This window comes from Bacillus sp. FJAT-27251, assembly GCF_001273925.1.
In the GTDB taxonomy this organism is placed as follows: Bacteria; Bacillota; Bacilli; order Bacillales; family Cytobacillaceae; genus Mesobacillus_B.
Genome location: NZ_LIGG01000001.1, coordinates 2,084,634 through 2,104,848 on the forward strand (window position 1 = coordinate 2,084,634; position 20,215 = coordinate 2,104,848).

The 20,215-nt window shown below is 45.7% G+C and carries 21 protein-coding genes; 12 read left to right on the plus strand and 9 right to left on the minus strand.

Annotated features, from left to right (window positions below; genetic code table 11):
* On the plus strand, positions 1-285 hold a 285-nt coding region (locus tag ADU22_RS25165), incomplete at its 5' end, for a hypothetical protein (RefSeq protein ID WP_231687860.1).
* On the opposite strand, the gene ADU22_RS09805 is transcribed toward ADU22_RS25165, so the two are convergent.
* Positions 253-1,008 (minus strand): TPM domain-containing protein, encoded by a 756-nt coding sequence (locus ADU22_RS09805; protein WP_053361991.1) that lies wholly within the window; start codon positions 1,006-1,008, stop codon positions 253-255. The genes ADU22_RS25165 and ADU22_RS09805 overlap by 33 nt on opposite strands.
* Positions 1,008-1,583, minus strand: coding sequence for a LemA family protein (locus tag ADU22_RS09810; RefSeq protein ID WP_053361992.1), 576 nt, complete (start codon positions 1,581-1,583; stop codon positions 1,008-1,010). Before ADU22_RS09810 ends, ADU22_RS09805 begins: the two co-directional genes overlap by 1 nt.
* 145 nt (positions 1,584-1,728) lie before the next feature.
* Here ADU22_RS09810 and ADU22_RS09815 point away from each other — a divergent pair, with 145 nt between their 5' ends.
* Together ADU22_RS09815 and ADU22_RS09820 are read left to right on the plus strand one after the other, a co-directional pair.
* On the plus strand, positions 1,729-2,169 hold the full coding sequence (locus tag ADU22_RS09815) for a MarR family winged helix-turn-helix transcriptional regulator (protein WP_053361993.1): 441 nt from the start codon (positions 1,729-1,731) through the stop codon (positions 2,167-2,169).
* A gap of 131 nt (positions 2,170-2,300) precedes the next feature.
* Complete coding sequence (locus tag ADU22_RS09820) at positions 2,301-3,995, plus strand: M3 family oligoendopeptidase (protein ID WP_053361994.1); 1,695 nt, start codon at positions 2,301-2,303, stop codon at positions 3,993-3,995.
* Between the two features lie 61 nt (positions 3,996-4,056).
* On the opposite strand, the gene ADU22_RS09825 is transcribed toward ADU22_RS09820, so the two are convergent.
* Positions 4,057-6,195, minus strand: a complete 2,139-nt coding sequence (locus ADU22_RS09825) for an ATP-dependent Clp protease ATP-binding subunit (protein ID WP_053361995.1) — start codon at positions 6,193-6,195, stop codon at positions 4,057-4,059.
* 215 nt (positions 6,196-6,410) lie between these two features.
* Here ADU22_RS09825 and ADU22_RS09830 point away from each other — a divergent pair, with 215 nt between their 5' ends.
* Complete coding sequence (locus ADU22_RS09830) at positions 6,411-7,460, plus strand: YkvI family membrane protein (protein ID WP_053361996.1); 1,050 nt, start codon at positions 6,411-6,413, stop codon at positions 7,458-7,460.
* A gap of 45 nt (positions 7,461-7,505) precedes the next feature.
* Here the strand turns inward: ADU22_RS09830 and ADU22_RS09835 are convergent, their stop codons facing one another.
* Positions 7,506-8,117 (minus strand): CPBP family intramembrane glutamic endopeptidase, encoded by a 612-nt coding sequence (locus ADU22_RS09835; RefSeq protein WP_053361997.1) that lies wholly within the window; start codon positions 8,115-8,117, stop codon positions 7,506-7,508.
* 80 nt (positions 8,118-8,197) lie between these two features.
* Between ADU22_RS09835 and ADU22_RS09840 the strand changes: the two genes are divergently transcribed.
* Positions 8,198-8,869: an NAD(P)H-binding protein gene (locus tag ADU22_RS09840; RefSeq protein ID WP_053361998.1), complete on the plus strand. Its 672-nt coding sequence runs from the start codon at positions 8,198-8,200 to the stop codon at positions 8,867-8,869.
* A gap of 45 nt (positions 8,870-8,914) precedes the next feature.
* On the opposite strand, the gene ADU22_RS09845 is transcribed toward ADU22_RS09840, so the two are convergent.
* On the minus strand, positions 8,915-9,106 hold the full coding sequence (locus ADU22_RS09845) for a YkvS family protein (protein ID WP_053361999.1): 192 nt from the start codon (positions 9,104-9,106) through the stop codon (positions 8,915-8,917).
* A gap of 204 nt (positions 9,107-9,310) precedes the next feature.
* On the opposite strand from ADU22_RS09845, the gene ykzS reads away from it, so the two are divergent.
* The 3 genes from ykzS (at position 9,311) to ptsP (ending at position 11,915) form a co-directional block, all read left to right on the plus strand.
* Entirely contained in the window at positions 9,311-9,505 is a 195-nt protein-coding gene (ykzS, locus tag ADU22_RS09850) for a protein YkzS (RefSeq protein WP_053362000.1), read from the plus strand.
* A 425-nt stretch (positions 9,506-9,930) separates the two neighbouring features.
* Positions 9,931-10,197, plus strand: coding sequence for a phosphocarrier protein HPr (locus ADU22_RS09860; RefSeq protein ID WP_046525940.1), 267 nt, complete (start codon positions 9,931-9,933; stop codon positions 10,195-10,197).
* Complete coding sequence (gene ptsP, locus ADU22_RS09865; protein ID WP_053362002.1) at positions 10,197-11,915, plus strand: phosphoenolpyruvate--protein phosphotransferase; 1,719 nt, start codon at positions 10,197-10,199, stop codon at positions 11,913-11,915. The genes ADU22_RS09860 and ptsP overlap by 1 nt, the downstream gene beginning before the upstream one ends.
* A 206-nt stretch (positions 11,916-12,121) precedes the next feature.
* On the opposite strand, the gene ADU22_RS09870 is transcribed toward ptsP, so the two are convergent.
* Entirely contained in the window at positions 12,122-12,790 is a 669-nt protein-coding gene (locus ADU22_RS09870; RefSeq protein ID WP_053362003.1) for a GNAT family N-acetyltransferase, read from the minus strand.
* A gap of 117 nt (positions 12,791-12,907) precedes the next feature.
* On the opposite strand from ADU22_RS09870, the gene ADU22_RS09875 reads away from it, so the two are divergent.
* Positions 12,908-13,684 (plus strand): SDR family oxidoreductase, encoded by a 777-nt coding sequence (locus tag ADU22_RS09875; RefSeq protein WP_053362004.1) that lies wholly within the window; start codon positions 12,908-12,910, stop codon positions 13,682-13,684.
* Positions 13,685-13,706: 22 nt separating this feature from the next.
* The gene (locus ADU22_RS09880; protein ID WP_053362005.1) at positions 13,707-14,591 is read left to right on the plus strand and encodes an NAD(P)-dependent oxidoreductase; all 885 of its coding nucleotides are present in this window, start codon (positions 13,707-13,709) and stop codon (positions 14,589-14,591) included.
* 278 nt (positions 14,592-14,869) lie between these two features.
* On the opposite strand, the gene ADU22_RS09885 is transcribed toward ADU22_RS09880, so the two are convergent.
* The 3 genes from ADU22_RS09885 to ADU22_RS09895 all read right to left on the minus strand — a co-directional run bounded on the left by ADU22_RS09885 (position 14,870) and on the right by ADU22_RS09895 (position 17,724).
* Positions 14,870-16,027 (minus strand): aminotransferase A, encoded by a 1,158-nt coding sequence (locus ADU22_RS09885; protein ID WP_053362006.1) that lies wholly within the window; start codon positions 16,025-16,027, stop codon positions 14,870-14,872.
* A 158-nt stretch (positions 16,028-16,185) separates the two neighbouring features.
* Positions 16,186-16,653 (minus strand): YkyB family protein, encoded by a 468-nt coding sequence (locus ADU22_RS09890; RefSeq protein ID WP_053362007.1) that lies wholly within the window; start codon positions 16,651-16,653, stop codon positions 16,186-16,188.
* A gap of 201 nt (positions 16,654-16,854) precedes the next feature.
* A complete protein-coding gene (locus tag ADU22_RS09895) occupies positions 16,855-17,724 on the minus strand; it encodes a metallophosphoesterase (protein ID WP_053362008.1) in 870 nt (289 codons plus the stop codon).
* 131 nt (positions 17,725-17,855) lie between these two features.
* Here ADU22_RS09895 and ADU22_RS09900 point away from each other — a divergent pair, with 131 nt between their 5' ends.
* Together ADU22_RS09900 and ADU22_RS09905 are read left to right on the plus strand one after the other, a co-directional pair.
* A complete protein-coding gene (locus ADU22_RS09900) occupies positions 17,856-19,070 on the plus strand; it encodes an EAL domain-containing protein (protein ID WP_053362009.1) in 1,215 nt (404 codons plus the stop codon).
* A gap of 233 nt (positions 19,071-19,303) precedes the next feature.
* Positions 19,304-20,017 (plus strand): DUF3993 domain-containing protein, encoded by a 714-nt coding sequence (locus ADU22_RS09905; protein WP_053362010.1) that lies wholly within the window; start codon positions 19,304-19,306, stop codon positions 20,015-20,017.
* Positions 20,018-20,215 lie beyond the last annotated feature (198 nt).

Here is a 20,215-nt window from a genome sequence, read left to right on the forward strand (position 1 = left end):
GCCAGGGCGAAAGAGGTTACCCGGGTCCCAATAGGCTTGATTGACGCCCGTGGCAAGGCAAAAAAAGTTTCGCTGGTCCCAAGAGGCATGCCTGTCGCTCCTGACCAAGCCGCCTCCGCATTTCCTGTTGTCCAGCTCCGGGCGCCATCGGCTTGGGTCACAAGCCAATCCGTCCAGAAGGTTAAAGAACAACCTTCCAGCCGGCTCGTCTTGTGCCTATCGCCGATGAACGGGCGCCCTCCGCTTTTCTATTTACCACCCGCGGCTTGCTCCGCCTCCACCTGACGATCCGCCGCCTCCACCTCGAGGGCCTCCCCCGCGTCCGCCTCTTGAAAGGATGGAGAGAAGCGCATAGGTGAGCATGCCTCCGAAGAAAGTAATATCCAGGAAAATCAAGCCGACTACGATAATAATCAGTAGCCACGATGGGATGCCACCTTCCTGGCCTGAATCCGCTGATAAGCCAGAGCCATATTCTCCATTCGCTTCACTGGCCAATGCTTGGTAAGTACTCATGACTGCGGCATTGGGCCTGTCAGCCTGCAAATAAGGAATGGCAAATTGATCGATAATTCTTCCGGCTTTGCCATCGGGTATCGTACCTTCAAGCCCGTACCCTACCTCTATTCTTATTTTCCGCTCATTCATGGCCAATACAAGAAGAACGCCATTATCATTTTCAGCGGTGCCAAGCCCATACAGCCTGTATGCCTGATTAGCGTACTCCTCTATTGAAGCATCTCCAATCGAAGGTACCGTCAGCACGGCAACCTGGCTGGAAGTCTGGTCTTCAAGGGTTCTACCCATCCGCCTTATTTCCTCTTCTTCCTGCTGCGAAAGGACATCGGCAAAGTCCTGGACATAGATATCGCCGACAGGGCGGGGGATATCAAGGGCTGCCTGTCCAAAATTGGGGAACAGGACAAGAAAGAGAAACACCCACAGGCTTGTCAGCAGGACCTTCTTGTCCTTTTTAGGCTCAGATTGGCCCGTATTCCGGGAAACCATTACCCTTGGCCTCCAAAATCAACATTTGGAGCTTCCTGTGATCTAGGGTCGGCCCGGAAATATTCTTTTTCATTAAATCCGGTTATATTCGCTACAATCGCCCCGGGGAACGTTTTGACCTTCCTGTTATAGTTTGCTACCTGGTCATTATAGTCCTGTCTGGCAACAGATAAGCGATTTTCAGTGCCGGCAAGCTCGTCCATCAATTGTGTGAACTGGGTATCTGCTTTAAGATTGGGGTAGTTCTCAACCACAACAAGGAGGCGGCTTAAGGCAGAAGAAAGTTCGGCGTTCGCACTTGCTTCTTCCTCAGGGGTCCTGGCTCCGGCCAGCCTTGCCCTGGCATCCGAGATGGCCTCGATGGTTTCCCGTTCATGCGATGCGTACCCTTTTACCGTATTCACCAGGTTCGGTATTAAATCGAGCCTCCGCTGAAGCTGATTTTCTATCTGTGCATAGGACTGGTCCACATTTTCTTCTGCAGCTACAAAACCATTGTAGCTGGACATCAGCATGAGTCCCACTCCAATTATGATGGCAATGATAATCGCAATTCCCGCAAATCCCTTTTTCAAAGCAGTCACTCCTAAACGATGATGTAGTTTATTCAATCTATTTTTCCCTAAATGCGGAGGAATTCAAACCCAATCAGAGAAATGCTGTAAAATCTCCTGTTTTCGTATATAATTTATGTATCAACAGTTTTAAAKGGATGAGAACATGAATGAGGAGCAAGTGAATCAATCGTTAAAATTATTTATCGTGCTTTCCAGGGCATTTCGTGCCATAAATGAAGAAGTAAACAAAGTAATCCAGCAGAGAGGCCTAAATCCGACTGAATTTGCTGTTATGGAACTGCTTTACCATAAAGGTGACCAGCCATTGCAGCAAATTGGCGGTAAAATCCTACTGGCAAGCGGCAGCATTACTTACGTTGTGGATAAGCTTGAACAGAAAGGGCTGCTGCGGAGAGTCGGCTGCCCAAGGGACCGAAGGGTTACCTATGCCCAAATTACCGAAGACGGAAAAAAACTTATTGAAGAAATGTTCCCTGAACATAGCGAGCGTATCCATGAGCTAATGGGGGCGCTGGACTCCGAAGAAAAGCAGCAAGTGATTGAGCTTCTAAAAAAGCTCGGTTTATCAGTGGGAAAATATTAAAAACGGTCACCGGCCCCCTAATGGTGGCCGTTTCCTTCTGTTTATGAAGGAAGCGGCCTGCAATGGTGTGAAGGAATGGGGGAAGGAGCTGTCGAATTAGGTAAAGTACCATATGAGCAGGGGGGATAATAATGAGTTTTAAAAGTTATACATACGAACGGCCCGATTTTGATGCATTATCGGCCAGGTTTGAAACAGCGCTGGATAAATTCAAAAATTCAGGGTCGGCAGCACAACAGAATCTTGCCATGCAGGAAATAAACACTTTGCGTAATGAAGTGGATACGATGTCCAATATTTGTTATATCCGCCATTCGATTGACACAAATGACGAGTTTTATAAGGAAGAACAGGATTACCTGGATGAACTGGCTCCAAACGTTGAAGGTCTGGTCACAAAGTATTACGAAGCCTTGCTTTCCTCCCAATTCCGTACAGAGCTTGAGGAACAATGGGGCAGCCAATTGTTTGCGCTTGCAGAAGCCCAACTTAAAACATTCAAGCCTGAAGTTGTTCCCTTACTGCAAAAGGAAAACAAGCTTTCAACTGAATATACAAAACTGGTTGCATCGGCAAAAATCCAGTTTGAAGGCGAGGAGCGGACTCTTGCGCAGCTGGAGCCATTTACAGAATCCAGGGACCGCTCCGTGCGTAAGAAGGCATCCGAGGCAAGATTTGGCTTTTTCGCTGAACATGAAGAGGAACTTGACCGCTTGTATGACGATCTGGTCAAAGTACGGACGGAAATAGCCAGGAAACTGGGCTTCAAGAACTTTGTCGAGCTTGGCTATTATCGCATGTTCAGAACCGATTACAATGCGGAGATGGTAGCAAGCTTCAGGAAACAGGTAGAAGAGCATATTGTTCCAATTGCCACGAGGCTTAAGAAGCGTCAGGCTGATCGGATTGGCGTCGATGCGCTTACATATTATGATGAGCCATTTAACTTTAAGACAGGCAATGCAGCTCCAAAGGGAAATCCTGACTGGATCATTGAACGGGGCAAAAAAATGTATAACGAATTATCGGAGGAAACCGGAGAGTTCTTCCAATTCATGATTGACCACGATTTGATGGATTTGGTTGCTAAAAAAGGAAAAGCAGGCGGCGGATATTGCACATATATTGAAGGCCATAAAGCTCCCTTCATTTTTTCGAATTTCAACGGCACATCCGGGGATATCGATGTTTTGACGCATGAAGCGGGGCATGCCTTCCAGGTTTATTCGAGCCGCCACTTTAATATTCCGGAATATCACTGGCCTACGTTTGAAGCCTGTGAAATCCATTCGATGAGCATGGAATTCTTCACTTGGCCATGGATGGAACTTTTCTTTGAGGAAGCGACAGACAAGTATAAATTTGCCCACCTGAGCGAGGCTCTCTTGTTCTTGCCTTACGGTGTTTCTGTCGACGAGTTCCAGCATTGGGTCTATGAAAATCCGGAAGCAACCCCCGCAGAGCGGAAACAGCAATGGAGCAAAATTGAAAAAAAATATTTGCCGCATAAGAACTATGACGGAAATACTTACCTTGAAGCGGGCGGATTCTGGCAGCGGCAGGGGCATATCTACAATTCACCATTCTATTATATTGATTACACTCTTGCTCAAATCTGTGCTTTCCAATTCTGGAAAAGGTCCCGCGAAAATATGGACGCTGCCTGGGAAGATTACCTCAAGCTGTGCAAGCTTGGCGGCAGTCTGCCATTTACCAAGCTTGTCGCCCAGGCAAGTCTGATGTCTCCGTTCGAAGACGGCTGTGTCCAGTCCGTTGTCGGTGAGATTGAAGCATGGCTTAACTCGGTTGAAGATAGCAAGCTGTAGACAAATAAATAAGCCCGCACACTGGACCTCAGTGAGCGGGCTTTTTGTTCTTTCATTTTCCTTACCTTTTTCTAATAACAATTTCCCCATTGTTCAATTCTGCAATTAATTCCGCACCTTCTGGGTCTTCAAGGATATAGTCGGCAAGTTTATCCTCGAGATGTTCCTGGATTGCGCGGCGGAGAGGGCGTGCCCCAAAAGACGGATGGTAGCCAAGCTTTGCCAATTCCTCCTTAGCTTCAGAAGTGACTTCGAGGTGCAGGTTCTGTTCGGATAGGGTTTCTTCGAGCTCTTTTAGCATCAAGTCGACAATCTGCAAGAGATGCTCTTTCTCAAGTGATTTGAATTCTATAATGCTGTCAAAACGGTTAAGGAATTCAGGCTTGAAGAAACTTCCCAATGAATCGAGAATGCTTGCCTCATTCACCGCTTCACTTTGTCCAAACCCTACTTTGATCTGCTTGTGTCCAACCCCGGCATTGCTTGTCATAATGATGACAGTGTCCTTGAAACTGACTGTACGGCCCTGGCTGTCTGTCAGACGGCCATCTTCCAGGATTTGCAGGAACATATGCTGTACATCAGGGTGCGCTTTTTCAATCTCATCGAGCAGGATGATGCTGTAAGGATTGCGGCGGACCTTTTCAGTCAGCTGCCCTGCCTCCTCGTGGCCGACATATCCTGGAGGAGAACCGATGATCTTGGAGACACTATGCTTCTCCATATATTCACTCATATCAAGACGTACTAGGGAATCCTTTGAGCCAAACAGTTCTTCTGCAAGTGTTTTCGAGAGTTCAGTCTTGCCTACACCGGTTGGTCCGACAAACAGGAAGGAACCAATAGGGCGGTTTTTGGACTTCAGGCCGGCACGGCTTCGGCGGATGGCTTTCGCCACTTTGGCGACTGCTTCGTCCTGGCCGATTACCTTTCCAGTCAGGTTTGCTGTAAGGTGTTTCATTTTTCCTTGCTCGTCTTCCTGAAGTTTTCCTACTGGAATACCGGTTTTTTTCTCAATCAATTTTTGGATTTGTTCAAGTGTCACAACGGGACGGGAGCTGTTTCCTCCCTTGCTCAAAGACTTTTCAAGGGCTGCTTCTTCATCACGAAGTTTGGCGGCTTTTTCGTATTCCTCATTTTTCAGGGCTGCTTCCTTTTCTTTCAGGATTGCAGCCAGACGGTCTTCGATATCGCTGCTGCCAGTGTAGTCCGACTCCAGATTCAGCTTTGAACCAGCTTCATCCATAAGGTCAATCGCCTTGTCCGGCAGGAAACGGTCCTGAATGTACCTATGGGAAAGCTGGACGCAGGCCTGTAGCGCTTCCTCCGAGAAAGTTACTTCATGATAGTCTTCGTATTTTGATTGAATTCCTTTCAGGATTTCAATTGCTTTTTCAAGAGATGGCTCATGGACATGAACGGGCTGGAAGCGGCGTTCAAGGGCAGGGTCTTTTTCAATCTGGCGATACTCTTTGAGGGTAGTCGCTCCCACAACCTGCATCTCGCCACGGGCAAGTGCGGGTTTAAGGATATTCCCCGCATCCATGGAACCTTCAGCGGAGCCGGCTCCTACCAATAGATGGATTTCGTCGATAAATAGAATGATATTTTTGCGCTCCTGCAGTTCTGAAATCAATTGCTTGATTCTTTCCTCGAATTGTCCGCGGATTCCTGTATTGGCAACCAGTGAAGCTACATCCAGCAGGTAGACTTCTTTATTAAGCAGCTTGCCTGGGACCTCACCTCTGGAAATTTTCAAGGCCAAGCCTTCCGCAATAGCTGTTTTACCGACACCAGGTTCGCCTATCAGCACCGGATTGTTTTTATTCCGCCGGTTCAATATTTCGATTACCCGCCTTACTTCCTCATCACGGCCAATAACCGGGTCTATGAGGCCGGCTTTTGCACCCTGGGTCAGATTGCGGCCAAATTGGTCAATAAATCCATTCCCGGCGTTCTTAACCTGGGGCCTTGAGGCCTGATCCGGGCTTGCATGGCCGGACATCCCCTTAAAGAAATCCGCAAATGCGGCATCTCCAAAACCGGAGAAACCTGACATGGTTGGTTTAAAAGAAGTACCAAGCTTTTCTCTTTCTTTTGTATAGCAGTTCTGGCAGAGCATGAAATGCTTCTGGCTGCCGTTAAAATTCATCTGTAACTGAATGGTGGCTTGATTTTGCTGACAATGTTGACAAAGCATAAACATCCTCCTCAAAAGTAATTTTGACTTTGACTTTCTTTGACTAATTTATCTTTATTATAGTTTGACCTTTATTGACTTTCAAGTTGAATAATGTTGGTAATTCATTCCAGTCGAGCTGCATGGACCAATTGGTAGGTTAATTATTGGCTGGCGTAAAAAGCCTGTCATGGTTTGTCTGCTTTCTCATATATTGGTGATAAGGAGGGAGCAGCTTGAAAACAAACTGGGGTGCCGCCTTTCAAATCGCCGCCGTATATGTTGGAACGGTGGTGGGAGCCGGTTTTGCTACAGGAAGAGAAATTGTGGAGTTTTTTTCCCGTTTTGGATTTGTAGGGCTTATTGGAATATTAATGGCGGGATACTTGTTCATATTTATGGGGTCAAAGCTGATGAGGATCGCTGCCTATATCGGGGCGGAATCGTATGAGCAATTCAATGAATATTTATTTGGGCGTTTTTTGGGACGAATCGTTAATGTTATCATGCTTTTTATGCTTATGGGAGTGTGTGCCGTTATGCTTTCAGGAGCGGGAGCCGTGTTCGAGGAACAGCTTGGGATTCCAAAGAACGCTGGAATCATCATTACAATCGGACTATCCATTGCCGTTATGGTTCTGGGGATTAAAGGACTGTTCGCGGTTAATTCGTTTGTTGTTCCAATGATGATTATATTTAGTTTTATCCTTCTGGTTTTGTCTGTTAAACTTCCTGGATTCAGCAGCAAGGCCCTATTTATTCCTATGGCCGAGGATGGCTGGAAATCGGTGGTGTCCCCATTTACATATGCAGCCTTGAATTTGTCGCTCGCGCAGGCAGTACTTGTGCCGGTCGCCTCCGAAATAAAGGATGACAATACGGTAAAATGGGGCGGAATACTTGGCGGGACCGCATTGACAATGATTTTGCTTTCCGAGCATTTTACACTGATCATGCTGCCGGGACTGGAAAGCTATGAAATACCAATGGCAACCATCATGAAAAACCTGGCTCCAGGATTATACGGTGTATTCATCCTGATCATATACGGTGAAATTTTCACCTCGGTGATTGGGAATATTTTCGGGCTTGAAAGGCAAGCAAAAAAATATATCCGGATTCCGAGCCTGATGACTATCAGCCTGATTTTTATTGTATGCTATTTTATCAGCCTCATTCATTACAGCACTCTGCTATCCTACCTTTATCCATTATTTGGCTATATCAGCCTGGTTTTTATCGTACTGTTATGGATGAAGCCTTCCAGGCAGGAAAAAGGAGATTAGAAGAATAGTAAAAAGGACCTCGCATGCTGAGGTCCTTTTTTGCCTTTATCGGAGGGGAAGGATTACAAAAAGAAGCAAATCGAACACGATATGTGAAACGACAACCAGCGGGATGCTTCTTTTCCAGGCATAGAGGGCGCCCCATGCCAAACCGGCTGCAAGGGCAGCAAGGAGGAGGGCGAACTGTCCGGAATAGATATGGACGGATGCATAAAGGAAAGAGGACAGGATTACGCTCGTCCTGGCATTTAGATGCTTTAGCAATCTTCTCAGTACAAATCCGCGCCAAAAGATTTCTTCACCAGGTGCAATAATGATTATTAGCACAATGAAATGCCAGGCGGACTTTGGCTCAAACTGCCTGTAAAGCTGGGAAACTTGTCCGCTTAACGGCAGTTTAAGAATATCGATCATTGTACTTCCAAGCCAGAATAAGCCATAAACGGCAATGCCGGAAAGAATGCCGTAAGAAAGGTACTTTAGTGCCGAGGCGTTGTTTTCAAGCCCTTCATGAAGAATGGAAAAGCTTATTAAAATCAGCATGGATGCTGTAAAAAGGTACCAGAAAACACCTTTTTCCTGGAAGGTGAACAATAATAAAAGATGGGCCAGTACATACCCAATTAGCAGGCGGCGGTCGGCCATCACTTTTTTCATAATGCATACTCCTTTCTGGAAACATTATTGTAACAGATTCTATTTGTTTTTGTTAAGATTCTCTTAAAGGAGTGAGGTAAATGGGGAGAAAAGCATTGCTGCTCGGAGCAACCGGACTAATCGGGAAGGAATTGCTGCATCTTCTGCTAGCGGAAAATGAGTATGAACAAGTGAATATCATTGTCCGCAAGGATGTGGACATCTATCATCCAAAATTGAATATGGTAAGAGATAATCTGGACAATATGGACTCATATGAAGACATGTTCAAAGTTGATGATGTTTACTGCTGTTTAGGCACCACAATCAAAAAGGCTGGAACAAGGGAAAACTTCCAAAAGGTAGACCTTGATTATCCGCTTCAGGCTGCCCGCCTTGCCTTGAGGCAGGGAGCTTCAAAATATTTGGTCGTTTCGGCGATAGGAGCAGATGAAAATTCGCCCTTTTATTACAGCAGAGTAAAAGGGAAGCTTGAGGAAGGGTTATTAAACATGGGCTTTGAAAGTGTCGTTATCTTTCGGCCATCCCTTTTATTGGGGAAACGGGAAGAAGTACGTATTGGCGAAAAAGCTGCAGAGTTGGTTTCTGTTCCGCTGGGTTTCCTGTTTAAAGGAAAACTTCGCAAATACAGGCCCGTCCAAGGGGCAGCTGTGGCTTCAATGATGCTGGCTTCTGCACTGCTTCCAGGGAAAGGCATCGAGGTGTTTGAGTCAATTGGCACAACTGAGTTTAAAAAAGATGTCCAAACCTAAAAAAACAGCATATGCTGTTTTTTTAATAGCTTGCGCCCGTTAAATTCATTGAAATGCCGTTTCTTTAACAACTTTATAGTTTTTATGGTTTATGACAGTTCTTTGTTCCAATTCCAGATCACGGTAGTTATCCATGTAAGTCAAATCAACAATTACAGAGTTTTCATTTACTTTTTCGACAATCCCCTGCAAGCCTTCCCTGAACTCGATCACGTTTCCTACTTGTGCTTTTTTCAAAGGCCCTCTCTCCTATCTGCTGTTTCCTATAAATTGTAATTTAGTAATACAATATCTAAAACAAGCGAAATATTCAACAATTTTTTGTAAACGCTTTTATAATTGTGTCTATTACGTGGACAAGCAGTGCGGTGAAAGGATAACATGGTGTTTGCCATTTGCATTTCGAAAGTTTATAGTCTTAAAGAAAGGAGCAGGAGAAGAATGACAAGGGAAGAAATTTCGATGATTTTTGACTCGTTAAAAAATAGGGAAATTGAAGAATTTCTGGTTGCAAAGCAAGAGTTTCTTCGTTTTCGGGAAGTGCTTGTACAACGGGAGGACTTTAAGCATTTTCGGGGAATTGCCCAGCGCGGCGGGGATGTATTGTATACATATACAGAAACTCCGAGGAGTTAGGTGGATGAGGGAAATGAACATTGTCTGTACAAAAAAACGATGACGGAATATGCCTGGTTTCTGCCTAGTGTTGTATTTGAGCGGTTCTGGATGATTGTGAATGATTGTGGAAGTTTAGGCTGTAAACGCTTTATAGAAAAAATATATAAAACCGGCACAAATCAAGTGGTTTTTAAGTTGTTTAACCGTGCTGAACATGCTATTCTGTTTTTGGTGAGAAGTCGTGTATGAAAGAATCTGACTAGGTCCTTACATAATCAATTAGGGAACGATTGGTAAAATATATGGTGTGATTTCCCTGCTTAATGGGGTAAACTACTAATAATCATCACGGTTATTAAATTTTACCAAATCGTCTGGCACTATTTGGACAAAAGCATCATGTGTCTTCACCTAAAATTTAACTATAAGGAGTAGATTTTCCTATGGCAGAAAAGAACTTTAAAGTCGTTGCAGAAACTGGTATCCATGCCCGACCTGCTACATTACTTGTACAGGCTGCAAGCAAATTCGATTCAGAGGTTCAACTTGAATATAAAGAAAAGAAAGTAAACCTTAAATCCATCATGGGTGTAATGTCACTTGGAATTGGTCAGGGAGCTGACATCAAGATTATTGCAGAAGGAAGCGACGAAGCTGACGCGCTGAACACAATCGAAGAAACCCTGAAAAGAGAAGGCTTGGCTGAGTAATGAGCAGCCTTCTTCGCGGCATAGCCGCTTCCAATGGGATTGCGATTGCAAAAGCATACCGTTTGGTAGAACCTGACTTCTCATTCGAAAAAAAAGCAATCCAGTCCCCAGAAAATGAAGTTGCGCGCTTTCAAGCCGCTCTGGCGACTGCCAAATCCGAACTTGAGCAAATTCGGGACCGGGCAGGCAGTGAGCTGGGGGCTGACAAGGCAGCCATATTCGATGCGCATCTCCTGGTTTTAAGTGACCCTGAACTCATTTCACCGATCGAAGATAAAATCAAGACAGAAAATGTAAACGCAGAGCATGCCCTGAAAGAAACGGCGGACATGTTTATTTCCATGTTTGAATCCATGGACAATGAGTATATGAAAGAACGTGCGGCTGATATCCGTGACGTTACCAAGCGGGTTCTGGCCCATTTGCTTGGCCTCCAGATTCCGAACCCAAGCATGGTTACGGAAGAAGTCATTATTGTTGCCGAGGATTTGACTCCATCGGATACAGCTCAATTAAACCGTAATTTTGTGCTTGGTTTTACAACCGATATCGGCGGCAGGACATCCCACTCTGCCATCATGGCCCGTTCCATGGAGATTCCCGCAGTTGTCGGCACAAAGACAGTTACAGAAACCATCAGCAATGGCGACATTGTAGTAGTCGATGGATTAAAAGGCGAAGTTCATATTAACCCGACGCCGGAAGTCCTTGAGGAGTATCGAAAAGTCCAGGCAGACTATGCCAGTCAGAAAGCGGAGTGGGCCAAGCTTGTTAATGAGAAAACGGTAACAGCGGACGGCCACCACGTTGAGCTCGCGGCTAATATCGGTACACCGAAGGATTTAAAAGGCGTGGTGGAAAATGGCGGGGAAGCGGTTGGGCTTTATCGCACCGAGTTCCTTTACATGGACCGCGACCAGCTGCCAACGGAAGAGGAACAATACACAGCTTACAAAGCAGTCCTTGAAGGGATGGGAGGCAAGCCGGTGGTAGTTAGGACCCTCGATATCGGGGGCGACAAGGAGCTTCCTTACCTCAACCTGCCAAAGGAAATGAATCCCTTCCTGGGCTACAGGGCGATACGCCTTTGCCTTGAACAGGAAGATATTTTCCGTCCGCAGCTTCGTGCCTTGCTGAGAGCAAGTGTTCACGGAAACCTGAAAATCATGTTTCCAATGATTGCCACGCTGGATGAATTCAGGAAGGCCAAGGCCATCCTGGAGGATGAGAGGAATAATCTTGCCAATGAAGGTGTCGAGGTTGCCGAGGGAATCGAGCTTGGCATTATGGTAGAGATCCCTTCAACCGCCATCATAGCGGATCAGTTCGCAAAAGAAGTGGATTTCTTCAGCATTGGAACCAATGACCTTATCCAGTACACCATGGCAGCAGATCGTATGAACCAGCAGGTTTCCTATCTGTATCAGCCATACAGCCCTTCGATTCTCCGTTTGGTAAAAATGGTCATCGATGCAGCCCATAAGGAAGGCAAATGGGCAGGCATGTGCGGCGAAATGGCCGGGGATGAAACAGCAATCCCGATCCTGCTCGGACTGGGACTTGATGAGTTCTCCATGAGTGCTACATCCATCCTGAAAGCCCGCTCCCTTATCCGTAACTTGTCCAAGACCGAAATGGAGGAACTGGCTGCTAAGGTATTGGAAATGGGCACAACAGAAGAAGTGGTCGAAGCCGTAAACGCCGCTATTTCTTTGTAATATAATTGTAACAATGGAAATGTTTTATTTTATCGTTCGGGGGTATATATAAGTAAGCACTTTGGCAAGACTGAAGGTAAGCTAATCATTCTCATTTTCCCCCAGACTTTGGCCGGCTGTTTGACAGCCGGTCTTTTTTTTGTGCGCGAAAATATGAAACCGCCCGACCAGCAGGGATACTCCTACTGCCATCGGACGGTACAAACCTAAATGGATTTAAAAGGATTCCGCCATTCCATCAGCATGCCGTAATCGCAAGATTCTTCATCTTTCAGATAGTTTTTAACCGGTTTGACCGGAGTCCGGCCGCAGCGCAGCAAAAAGGTTATAACCGGGTCCCTCAGCTCCCCGGCAAGAAGTTTTTCGCCATATTCCTCGATTGAGAGTTCGTTGGAATATAGGTGGTACCCTGGCATCCTTCCGCCTCCCAGCAGCCTGTCCAGGCCCAAATGGACGACAACCTCATACATGGACTGCATCAGTACCTTGCCTAATCCGAGTTTTCGGTAACGGGGACTGATGCAGATGTCGACAATGTAAAGGGTATTCCCGCCGGGCTGATGGTTTCGGATATAGCCGTTGTCGGTAATATCGGACCAAGTATGGTCGGGGTCGCCAGGCTGATAATTTACAATAAGGCTGGTCATCGAACCAGCTATACGGCCATTGATTTCAATGCACAAAGCCCCCTCGGGAAACAGCCGGACATGATTGGAAAGCTGCTCCTTACTCCACCACAGCTCGGATGGAAAAGGAGGAGGGAAGGCTTCCTGCTGCACCTGAATAAGGGCATCAAAATCGCTTTCCTTGTATTGCCTGATGACAGTCTTGACTGGCATTGTTCCATCAAAGACATAGAGCTCCTTCTTATACATGTGATCCTCCTTGTTCTTTTCAATAGCATTATATATTATAAACCAGAATGTTCTGCCAAAAAAATGAATTTTATCCTTTGTATCTATATAATAGAGATAGGAAAAGGGGGAATGAAAATGGACTTAGGACTTAAAGGAAAAACGGCAGTAATCGCTGCCTCCAGTCAAGGATTGGGTCTTGGGATCGCTAAGGAACTGGCAAAGGAAGGAGCGAAGGTTGTTCTTTCGGGCAGGGATGAGTCGAAGCTTCTGGAAGTTTGCGGCACGTTTGAAAACGGACAGGCAATTTTTAAGAAAGCGGATGTTACCAACCCTGGGGAAATTAAGGAATTGATGGCTTTCACGATTGAAAAATACGGGAGAATTGATATTTTGATCAACAACGCTGGAGGCCCTCCCGCCGGGTCGTTTGAAAGTATTTTGGATGAGGATTGGCAGAATGCGTTTGAACTGAATCTTCTTTCTTATATCAGGCTTATACGCGAAGCACTGCCATATCTTAAGGAAAATGGTGGAAGGATCATCAATATCGCTTCTTCATCCATCAAGGAGCCTATCCCTGGTTTGATTCTTTCAAATACTTTCAGGACGGGGATTGTGGGACTTTCGAAAACCCTTGCCCAGGAACTGGCTCCATATGAAATATTAATCAATACAGTCGCTCCGGGGAGAATTGCAACGGACCGTGTTCGGCATCTTGATGAGGTTAGAGCGGCGGAAACCGGCCTTACCATCGAAGAGGTAGAGGATAGTGCGAAACAAAACATTCCTTTAAAAAGATATGGGCGGCCCGAGGAGTTCGCCAAAGTGGTGGCATTCCTGGCGTCGGATGCCAATTCATATATGACAGGAAGCTCTTTCCTGGTCGATGGCGGCATGATCAAATCTATATAACATTATAATGGGAGGAATTCATGTGCTTTCGAAAGAAAATGCTGTAGTCGGTTTTATTGGTACTGGGGTTATGGGGAAAAGCATGGCGGGGCATTTGCTAAGTGCCGGTTATCCTGTGTATGTGTATACAAGGACTAAAGCCAAGGCGGAGGACCTACTGGAGCGGGGAGCAAGGTGGGCGGAGACGCCGAGAGAGATCGCGGAGAAAGCGAATATCATTATTACAATTGTCGGTTTTCCTTCCGATGTTGAAGAGATCTATCTCGGTAAAGATGGCCTGGTCGAAAATGGTAAGGAAAATACATACTTAATCGATATGACTACTTCTACGCCAAGCCTTGCCGAGAGAATTCATGCCGAGGCCAAAAAGAAGGGTATGCATGCCTTGGATGCACCGGTATCAGGAGGAGACATTGGAGCAAGAGATGCCAGGCTTGCCATAATGGTTGGCGGTGAAGAGGACGATTTTAAGCAGATTGAGCCTCTATTGCAGCTTCTTGGCACCAATATTATACTTCAGGGGCTGGCCGGGGCTGGACAACATACAAAAATGTGCAATCAGATTGCCATTGCTTCCAATATGATGGGGGTTATCGAATCGGTAGTCTACGCAGAAAAAGCAGGCCTTGATCCGGAAAATGTCCTGAAGACGATCGCAACTGGTGCAGCAGGAAGCTGGTCCCTTTCCAACCTGGCCCCTCGTGTGATCCAGGGGGATTTCGAGCCAGGTTTCATGATCAAGCATTTTATTAAGGACATGAACATCGCCCTTGAGGAAGCCGCAAAAATGAATTTGGACCTGCCAGGACTGGCGCTCGCCCAATCTCTTTACAGGAAGCTGGAAGAAGAAGGCCTGGGTGACAAAGGCACCCAGGCGTTATATAAGTATTTTATGAAGTCTCTGTAAAAAAGAAATTTCTAGTTTTACCGGATAAAAAATTAAACGGAAAAATTCCGCTTAAAGTGGGAAATACCATCATTTCCTGCAATATAAGGGGAGTTTTTCCGTTTATATTAATCTAACCCTAAGATTTAGTCCTATTTTGAGAAGTTAATCGGAATAAATCCGCTTATTACGGCCTCTTAAGCCTCTTCTATATGCATTAACCGGAATTTCTCCGCCTATGAATTCCTTGGCTTCGCGAAAAATCAACAATGAGAAGCTTATTCCCTGAACCGTTACCTTTATTGTGGAACGGTTTCTTTTAAGTAGCTTTCTAGTCGATTCAATCCTTCTGTCAAGGTCTCCATGGAGTAGGCATAGGATAGCCGGAAGTAGCCTTCACCCAGGTGTGAAAAGGCGCTTCCCGGAACAACTGCCAGCTTGGCCTTTTCGACAAGGTCCAGGGCAAAATCGAAGGACGGAATGTTCTCCACGGGATTTTTAACAAAGAAATAAAAAGCTCCATCAGGCTTTACCACCTCGAGACCCAATTGGGTCAGTCGTTCATAAACGTATTCCCGCCGTTTTGCATACTGTTCCTTCATGGCATCAGCATCATTGATTCCAAACGTCAGGGCAGCTACCGCTGCAGCCTGGGAAACCGAGGAGGCACAGGCAACATTATATTGATGCACCTTAAGAATGTGGCGGGACAAATACTCTGGCGCAAACAGCATGCCGATTCTCCAGCCTGTCATGGAATGTGATTTGGACAGCCCATTGATAACGATGGTCTGTTCACGGAGGAAGGATGCGATGGACACATGCTTCCTTTCATAGGAAAGTTCGCTATAAATCTCATCTGCAAGGATAAAAATATCCTTTCCTTTAACCAGGCTGGAAATCTCCTGCAATTCTTCTGCTGTCAAGCCGACACCTGTAGGATTGGATGGATAAGGCAGGATGATGCACCTGGTATTTTCAGTGAGATGCTGTTTAATAATATCAGCAGTAAATCGGAACCCGTTGTTTCGGATATCGGCATAGACGGGTTTGGCGCCGCATAGTTTAATAATCGGTTCATATCCCGGATATACAGGCCCAGGAAGGATCACTTCCGTGTCTGGCTCAAGGATTGTGCGGCATACGATATCGATTGCCTCGCTTGCTCCCGAAGTAATGATAATTTCGGTTTCCGGTGAGTAGACTGGGCCATATTTCTCTATGTAAAAATTGGCGGCTGCTTTTCTTAGCTCCAATAAGCCTGCATTATGTGTGTACGTCGTTTGGTTTTCGTCAATGGCCCTTTTTCCCGCTTCCTTTACATGTTCCGGGGTATGGAAGTCTGGCTGGCCGATTGTGAGGGACACCATGTTTTCAACGCCGGCAACCATATTGAAGAATCTGCGAATCCCTGAAATTTCGATTTCTTTTACCTTCTTGTTGATTAAATGTTCCACTATTCAAAATCTCCTTCAATAAATTATGTCTATTGTATCATGCAATTCAGGAAAAGCAGAGGGACGGTTCTTCTGCCTCAATTTCCCCTTGCAAACTAAACAAGACCAAATCAGCCTGATTTGGTCTCGATGGATGGCGGAAATCGGCCCTGCAGGCTTTAAAAGTAACTTTCTCCCAGTTTTTTAAACACTGGCTTCTGATACTGTGATTTCTTTTTTCCTGGCTGCGGCTGGTCGTCCTTAAATCCCGTATAGGCGATAAGCAGTTTTTTTGCCTGTGTCAGCGACAGGTTCGCTTTTGGGTTTCTGACAGAATGGTCAAGGCTCCCCAAATGTGGGAGGGACTCAAAGTCGGCTTTTGTCGGGGGAATATGGAACGTGTATTGTGCGCATTCGACGAGCACGTCTGATTGCTGCTGGCTCTTTCTTGGATTTTGGGAAAAATGAAGACCTATCTTTTTAGCCTTGCCTTCCCGAAGCAGCTTTTTTATGGCCTCGTGCTTAAGCTGGTACAGCTGTTTCGGATTTGGGGCAGTCTTGGCATGGCGATTGACGATATAGATAGCCTGGGAGAGGGTTTCAATTGTTGGTACGGGCGGGGTATATCTGTTGCTTTCCCTGTTCAATGTATGGGCTCCTTTCCTGGTTCATGCGGTATATGCCTATTATACCCCTAAAATTACCAGATGAAAAACGGAAACTCACAAAGATTGCTTGATGAACCCATCACGCGCCGTCAATTAGGGTCTTATAGTAACCCTGGTGCTCATGATTTAACTAATGCCCCCTCTTTTTCCCAACACAAAAAAGCAGCCTTCGCTGCTTTTCTAGACTTCTTTTTCCAATGTGAATATTGTCAGTTCCGGTTTTGATAAAAAGCGGAAAGGGAGCCTTGTAGTGCCAAGCCCGCGGTTTACATAGAGCTTCATTTTGCTGGCCCCGACTTCATAAAATCCTTCCGGATAGATCTCGGCATGGGGCGGGGTCACCAGCGGACCGTAGAAGGGTATCTGAACCTGGCCGCCATGGCTGTGCCCGCTTAATTGCAATTGGATGTTAAAGCCTGCAGCCGAATCGGCCAGGTCAGGCGCATGGGAAAGGAGGATTTTGAAGGAATCTTGTGGAATACCTTGTATGGCGGCAGCAACATCGGGCTTCCCTAGCATGCTGTCGTCGACACCGGCAATATGAATTGTACTGCCATCCAGGAGGGAAACCGGCCGAGCTTCATTTAATAGCAGCGTGAAGCCTGCTTCTTCCATGATGCGCTTATAAAGATCGGACCCATAACCGCCATGGTCATGGTTGCCATAAACTGCATACTTTCCCAGCACAGCTCTTAAGGAAGAAAGCATCTCGATGATTTGAGCCGCATCCCCATAACCGTAAGGGTCATCGATCAAGTCACCCGAAAAGAAGATAAGGTCCGGGTCGAGGCTGTTAATCTTTGTAATCAGCTTGCCCAGCTGTTCAAGGGTATACTGGAATCCAACATGGGTATCGCTGAATTGGACGATTTTTAAGCCGTCAAACCCAGGAGGCAGAAGGGGACTTTGGATGGTATGGCGGGTAATTTCCAGAAGTTTAGGCTCAATCTCATGGGCGTAATAATAGCCGCCTGCACCTGCTCCTCCGATGGCAATCAGGCCGCCAAATATTTTTTTTAGAAAAGACCGTCTGGTCATATGTGTGGACATAGCAAAGTACCAACCTATTTAAAAATGTCTTAATAATACTATCAGACATTCACATAAAATAGAAGTATAAGTAAAATGGAAATTGGGGACAAAAGAGTGAGTAATAAAAGGGACAATCGGGGAGAGATTATATGGATGCTCTGGATATACTGACAAATAAAGAACATGTCTTTCCTTTTTTTCAGCCAATTTTTAGTGCAGACGAACACCGGGTCTCTGCTTATGAAATCCTGGGGCGTTTCCAGACCGACCAGGGACCAGTGAGCCTGGGCCCCTTTTTCCAGGATCGGGATATACCAGAGGAATACAAATTGGAAGTGGACCTTGCAATCTTGGAAAAGGCCTTTGCCAAGGCGGGTGAGCTGGACGGGGAGTTTTTGTTTTTTATTAACCGTGATGCAGAATTATTGCTGCAGGATGAAGAAGAGGGACTATTGAAGCTTATTTTATCTTATGAGGATAATGGATTGCGCCCGGACCAGATTGTACTTGAAATTTCAGAACGGAATTATGGGGGGGAATTTGAGGATCTAAATCATTTGATTCAATATTACCGGACATTCGGTATAAAAATCGCGATTGATAAAATTGGCAACGACAGCAGCCACCTTGACCGCATCAGCCAGCTGGAACCAGACATCCTGAAAGTGGACCTTCAGGTGTTGAAATCTACATCAGCAGGCCCCAGCTACCGCAATATCCTTTTTTCCTTGTCACTACTGGCACGCAAGATAGGAGCGGCCCTCTTGTTTGAGAATATTGAAACGGCCTTTCAGCTTCAGTTCGCCTGGAAAAATGGAGGCAGGTATTATCAAGGGTATTACCTGAAACCGCCCCAGGCTGAATTTGTCGACAGAGACCTCCTTAAAGAACGGTTGAAATCCGAGTGCCAGGGGTTTATTTTGTCAGAAAAGAAAAAGCTCGAAAATTTATTTGCGCTGAGCGAAGAGTTTAATGCAAGGGTGCAGGAGCTGCTAAACCGCAACCGTAAAGCCGAAGATTACAGGCATTTGCTGGAGGTGCTGGCAAAGGAACTGGATGAAATGGCCTTCAGGATGTATATTTGCGATGAAGATGGCTTCCAGAGGTCACCTAACTTCTTTAAAAAGGAACAAGGCTGGGCCATGCAGCCGGAATATCTTGAAAAGAACTGGAGCTGGCGCCCATATTTTCTTGAAAATATCATCAAGATGAGGAAGGAAAAAAAGGGAATCTTGTCAGACCGTTACAATGATATTGAAACAGGGGCGACAATCAGGACCTTCTGCCTTCCAATCGATTCGAAGCATTTCCTGTTCATTGATCTGGAATCCAGCTACCTAAATAACCGTGAAGGGTTATTCTGAACCATCTATAATCAAAGCCTCCTAATAGGGGCTTTTTTTGTTGGAAATATTTCGCAAAACCGATAGCGGCCTTAAAGGTGTTTTTTCGCAAATTATCTTGGGTAAAAAAGAATATACAGCCAAATGCTGTCAAAGAATGAAAGTATTTAACGAACGATTCCTTTCATATCCATATTGTAGAATTGCTAAAATGAAAGGACTTAATCAAAGAAAGAGAACAAGGAGGAGAGAAAATGGGCAGGCTTGTAAGGTTTTTGCTACCATGCTTATTATTTTTGGGACTGGCGGYTCCTCTCCAGGCAAGTGCCAATACACAACCGGATCGGGAAGAGGTTTTCTCCATTCTTGAATCTGCGTTTGAAGCTCAAGTGTCACTAAGTGAAAAAGTCCCTACATTGGCTGAGGTCGAAGATATCCTCAATCCGTACTTTACCGAAGATTACAAACAAATGTTTATGGAAGAGAATCTTGTTGAGGAAGATGGTCATTATTTTACATATGGCTCTGATTTTGCTCTTTACTATATCCCTTTTTATCAATTTTCAGAGGAAACAAAAGTTGTTGGCATAGGGGACAGCGTATACATAGTCGAGCATTTTGAGGCGTCAGAGGAGGGCCCTGTCTCTTATGACAGGCATTATGAAGGAATTCAGCTGGTGAATGAAGACGGGAGATGGAAAGTCGCTGCCTATTGGTATGACGATCTGCCGGAAGAAGTAATGGAAAAGGCCTACCATTCACCCAGTGACACAGACATCAATAAAGGCAAACTTCTTGGAACAAGCCAGATACTGGATGGAGGCAATTCTGCCTCTAAAGCAGTCATAACGAAAACCGCTTCTTTTCCTTTATTGCTTCCAAGTCTGACCGAAACGGATGCCAATGAAGAACCCCTTCTCTTTTCATTTGGGATTGGTCCTTTTGGCTATCATATCGAGCTAAGATAAAAGGCATCACGAAGCCTCGGGGTAAAGCCGTAAGGGGCGGTCAGGCTGTGCAAGAAGACATTTGCATGAACCAAAAACGAAGCGCTCATGTATGGCGCTTCGTTTTTTGTGTGCCAGGCATGTTCATTAACTTGGCGGTGAGAGTCCGCTATGGGCGTTGGGATATGCGAACCATTAGCCAAAGGCAAGKGTGTCCGT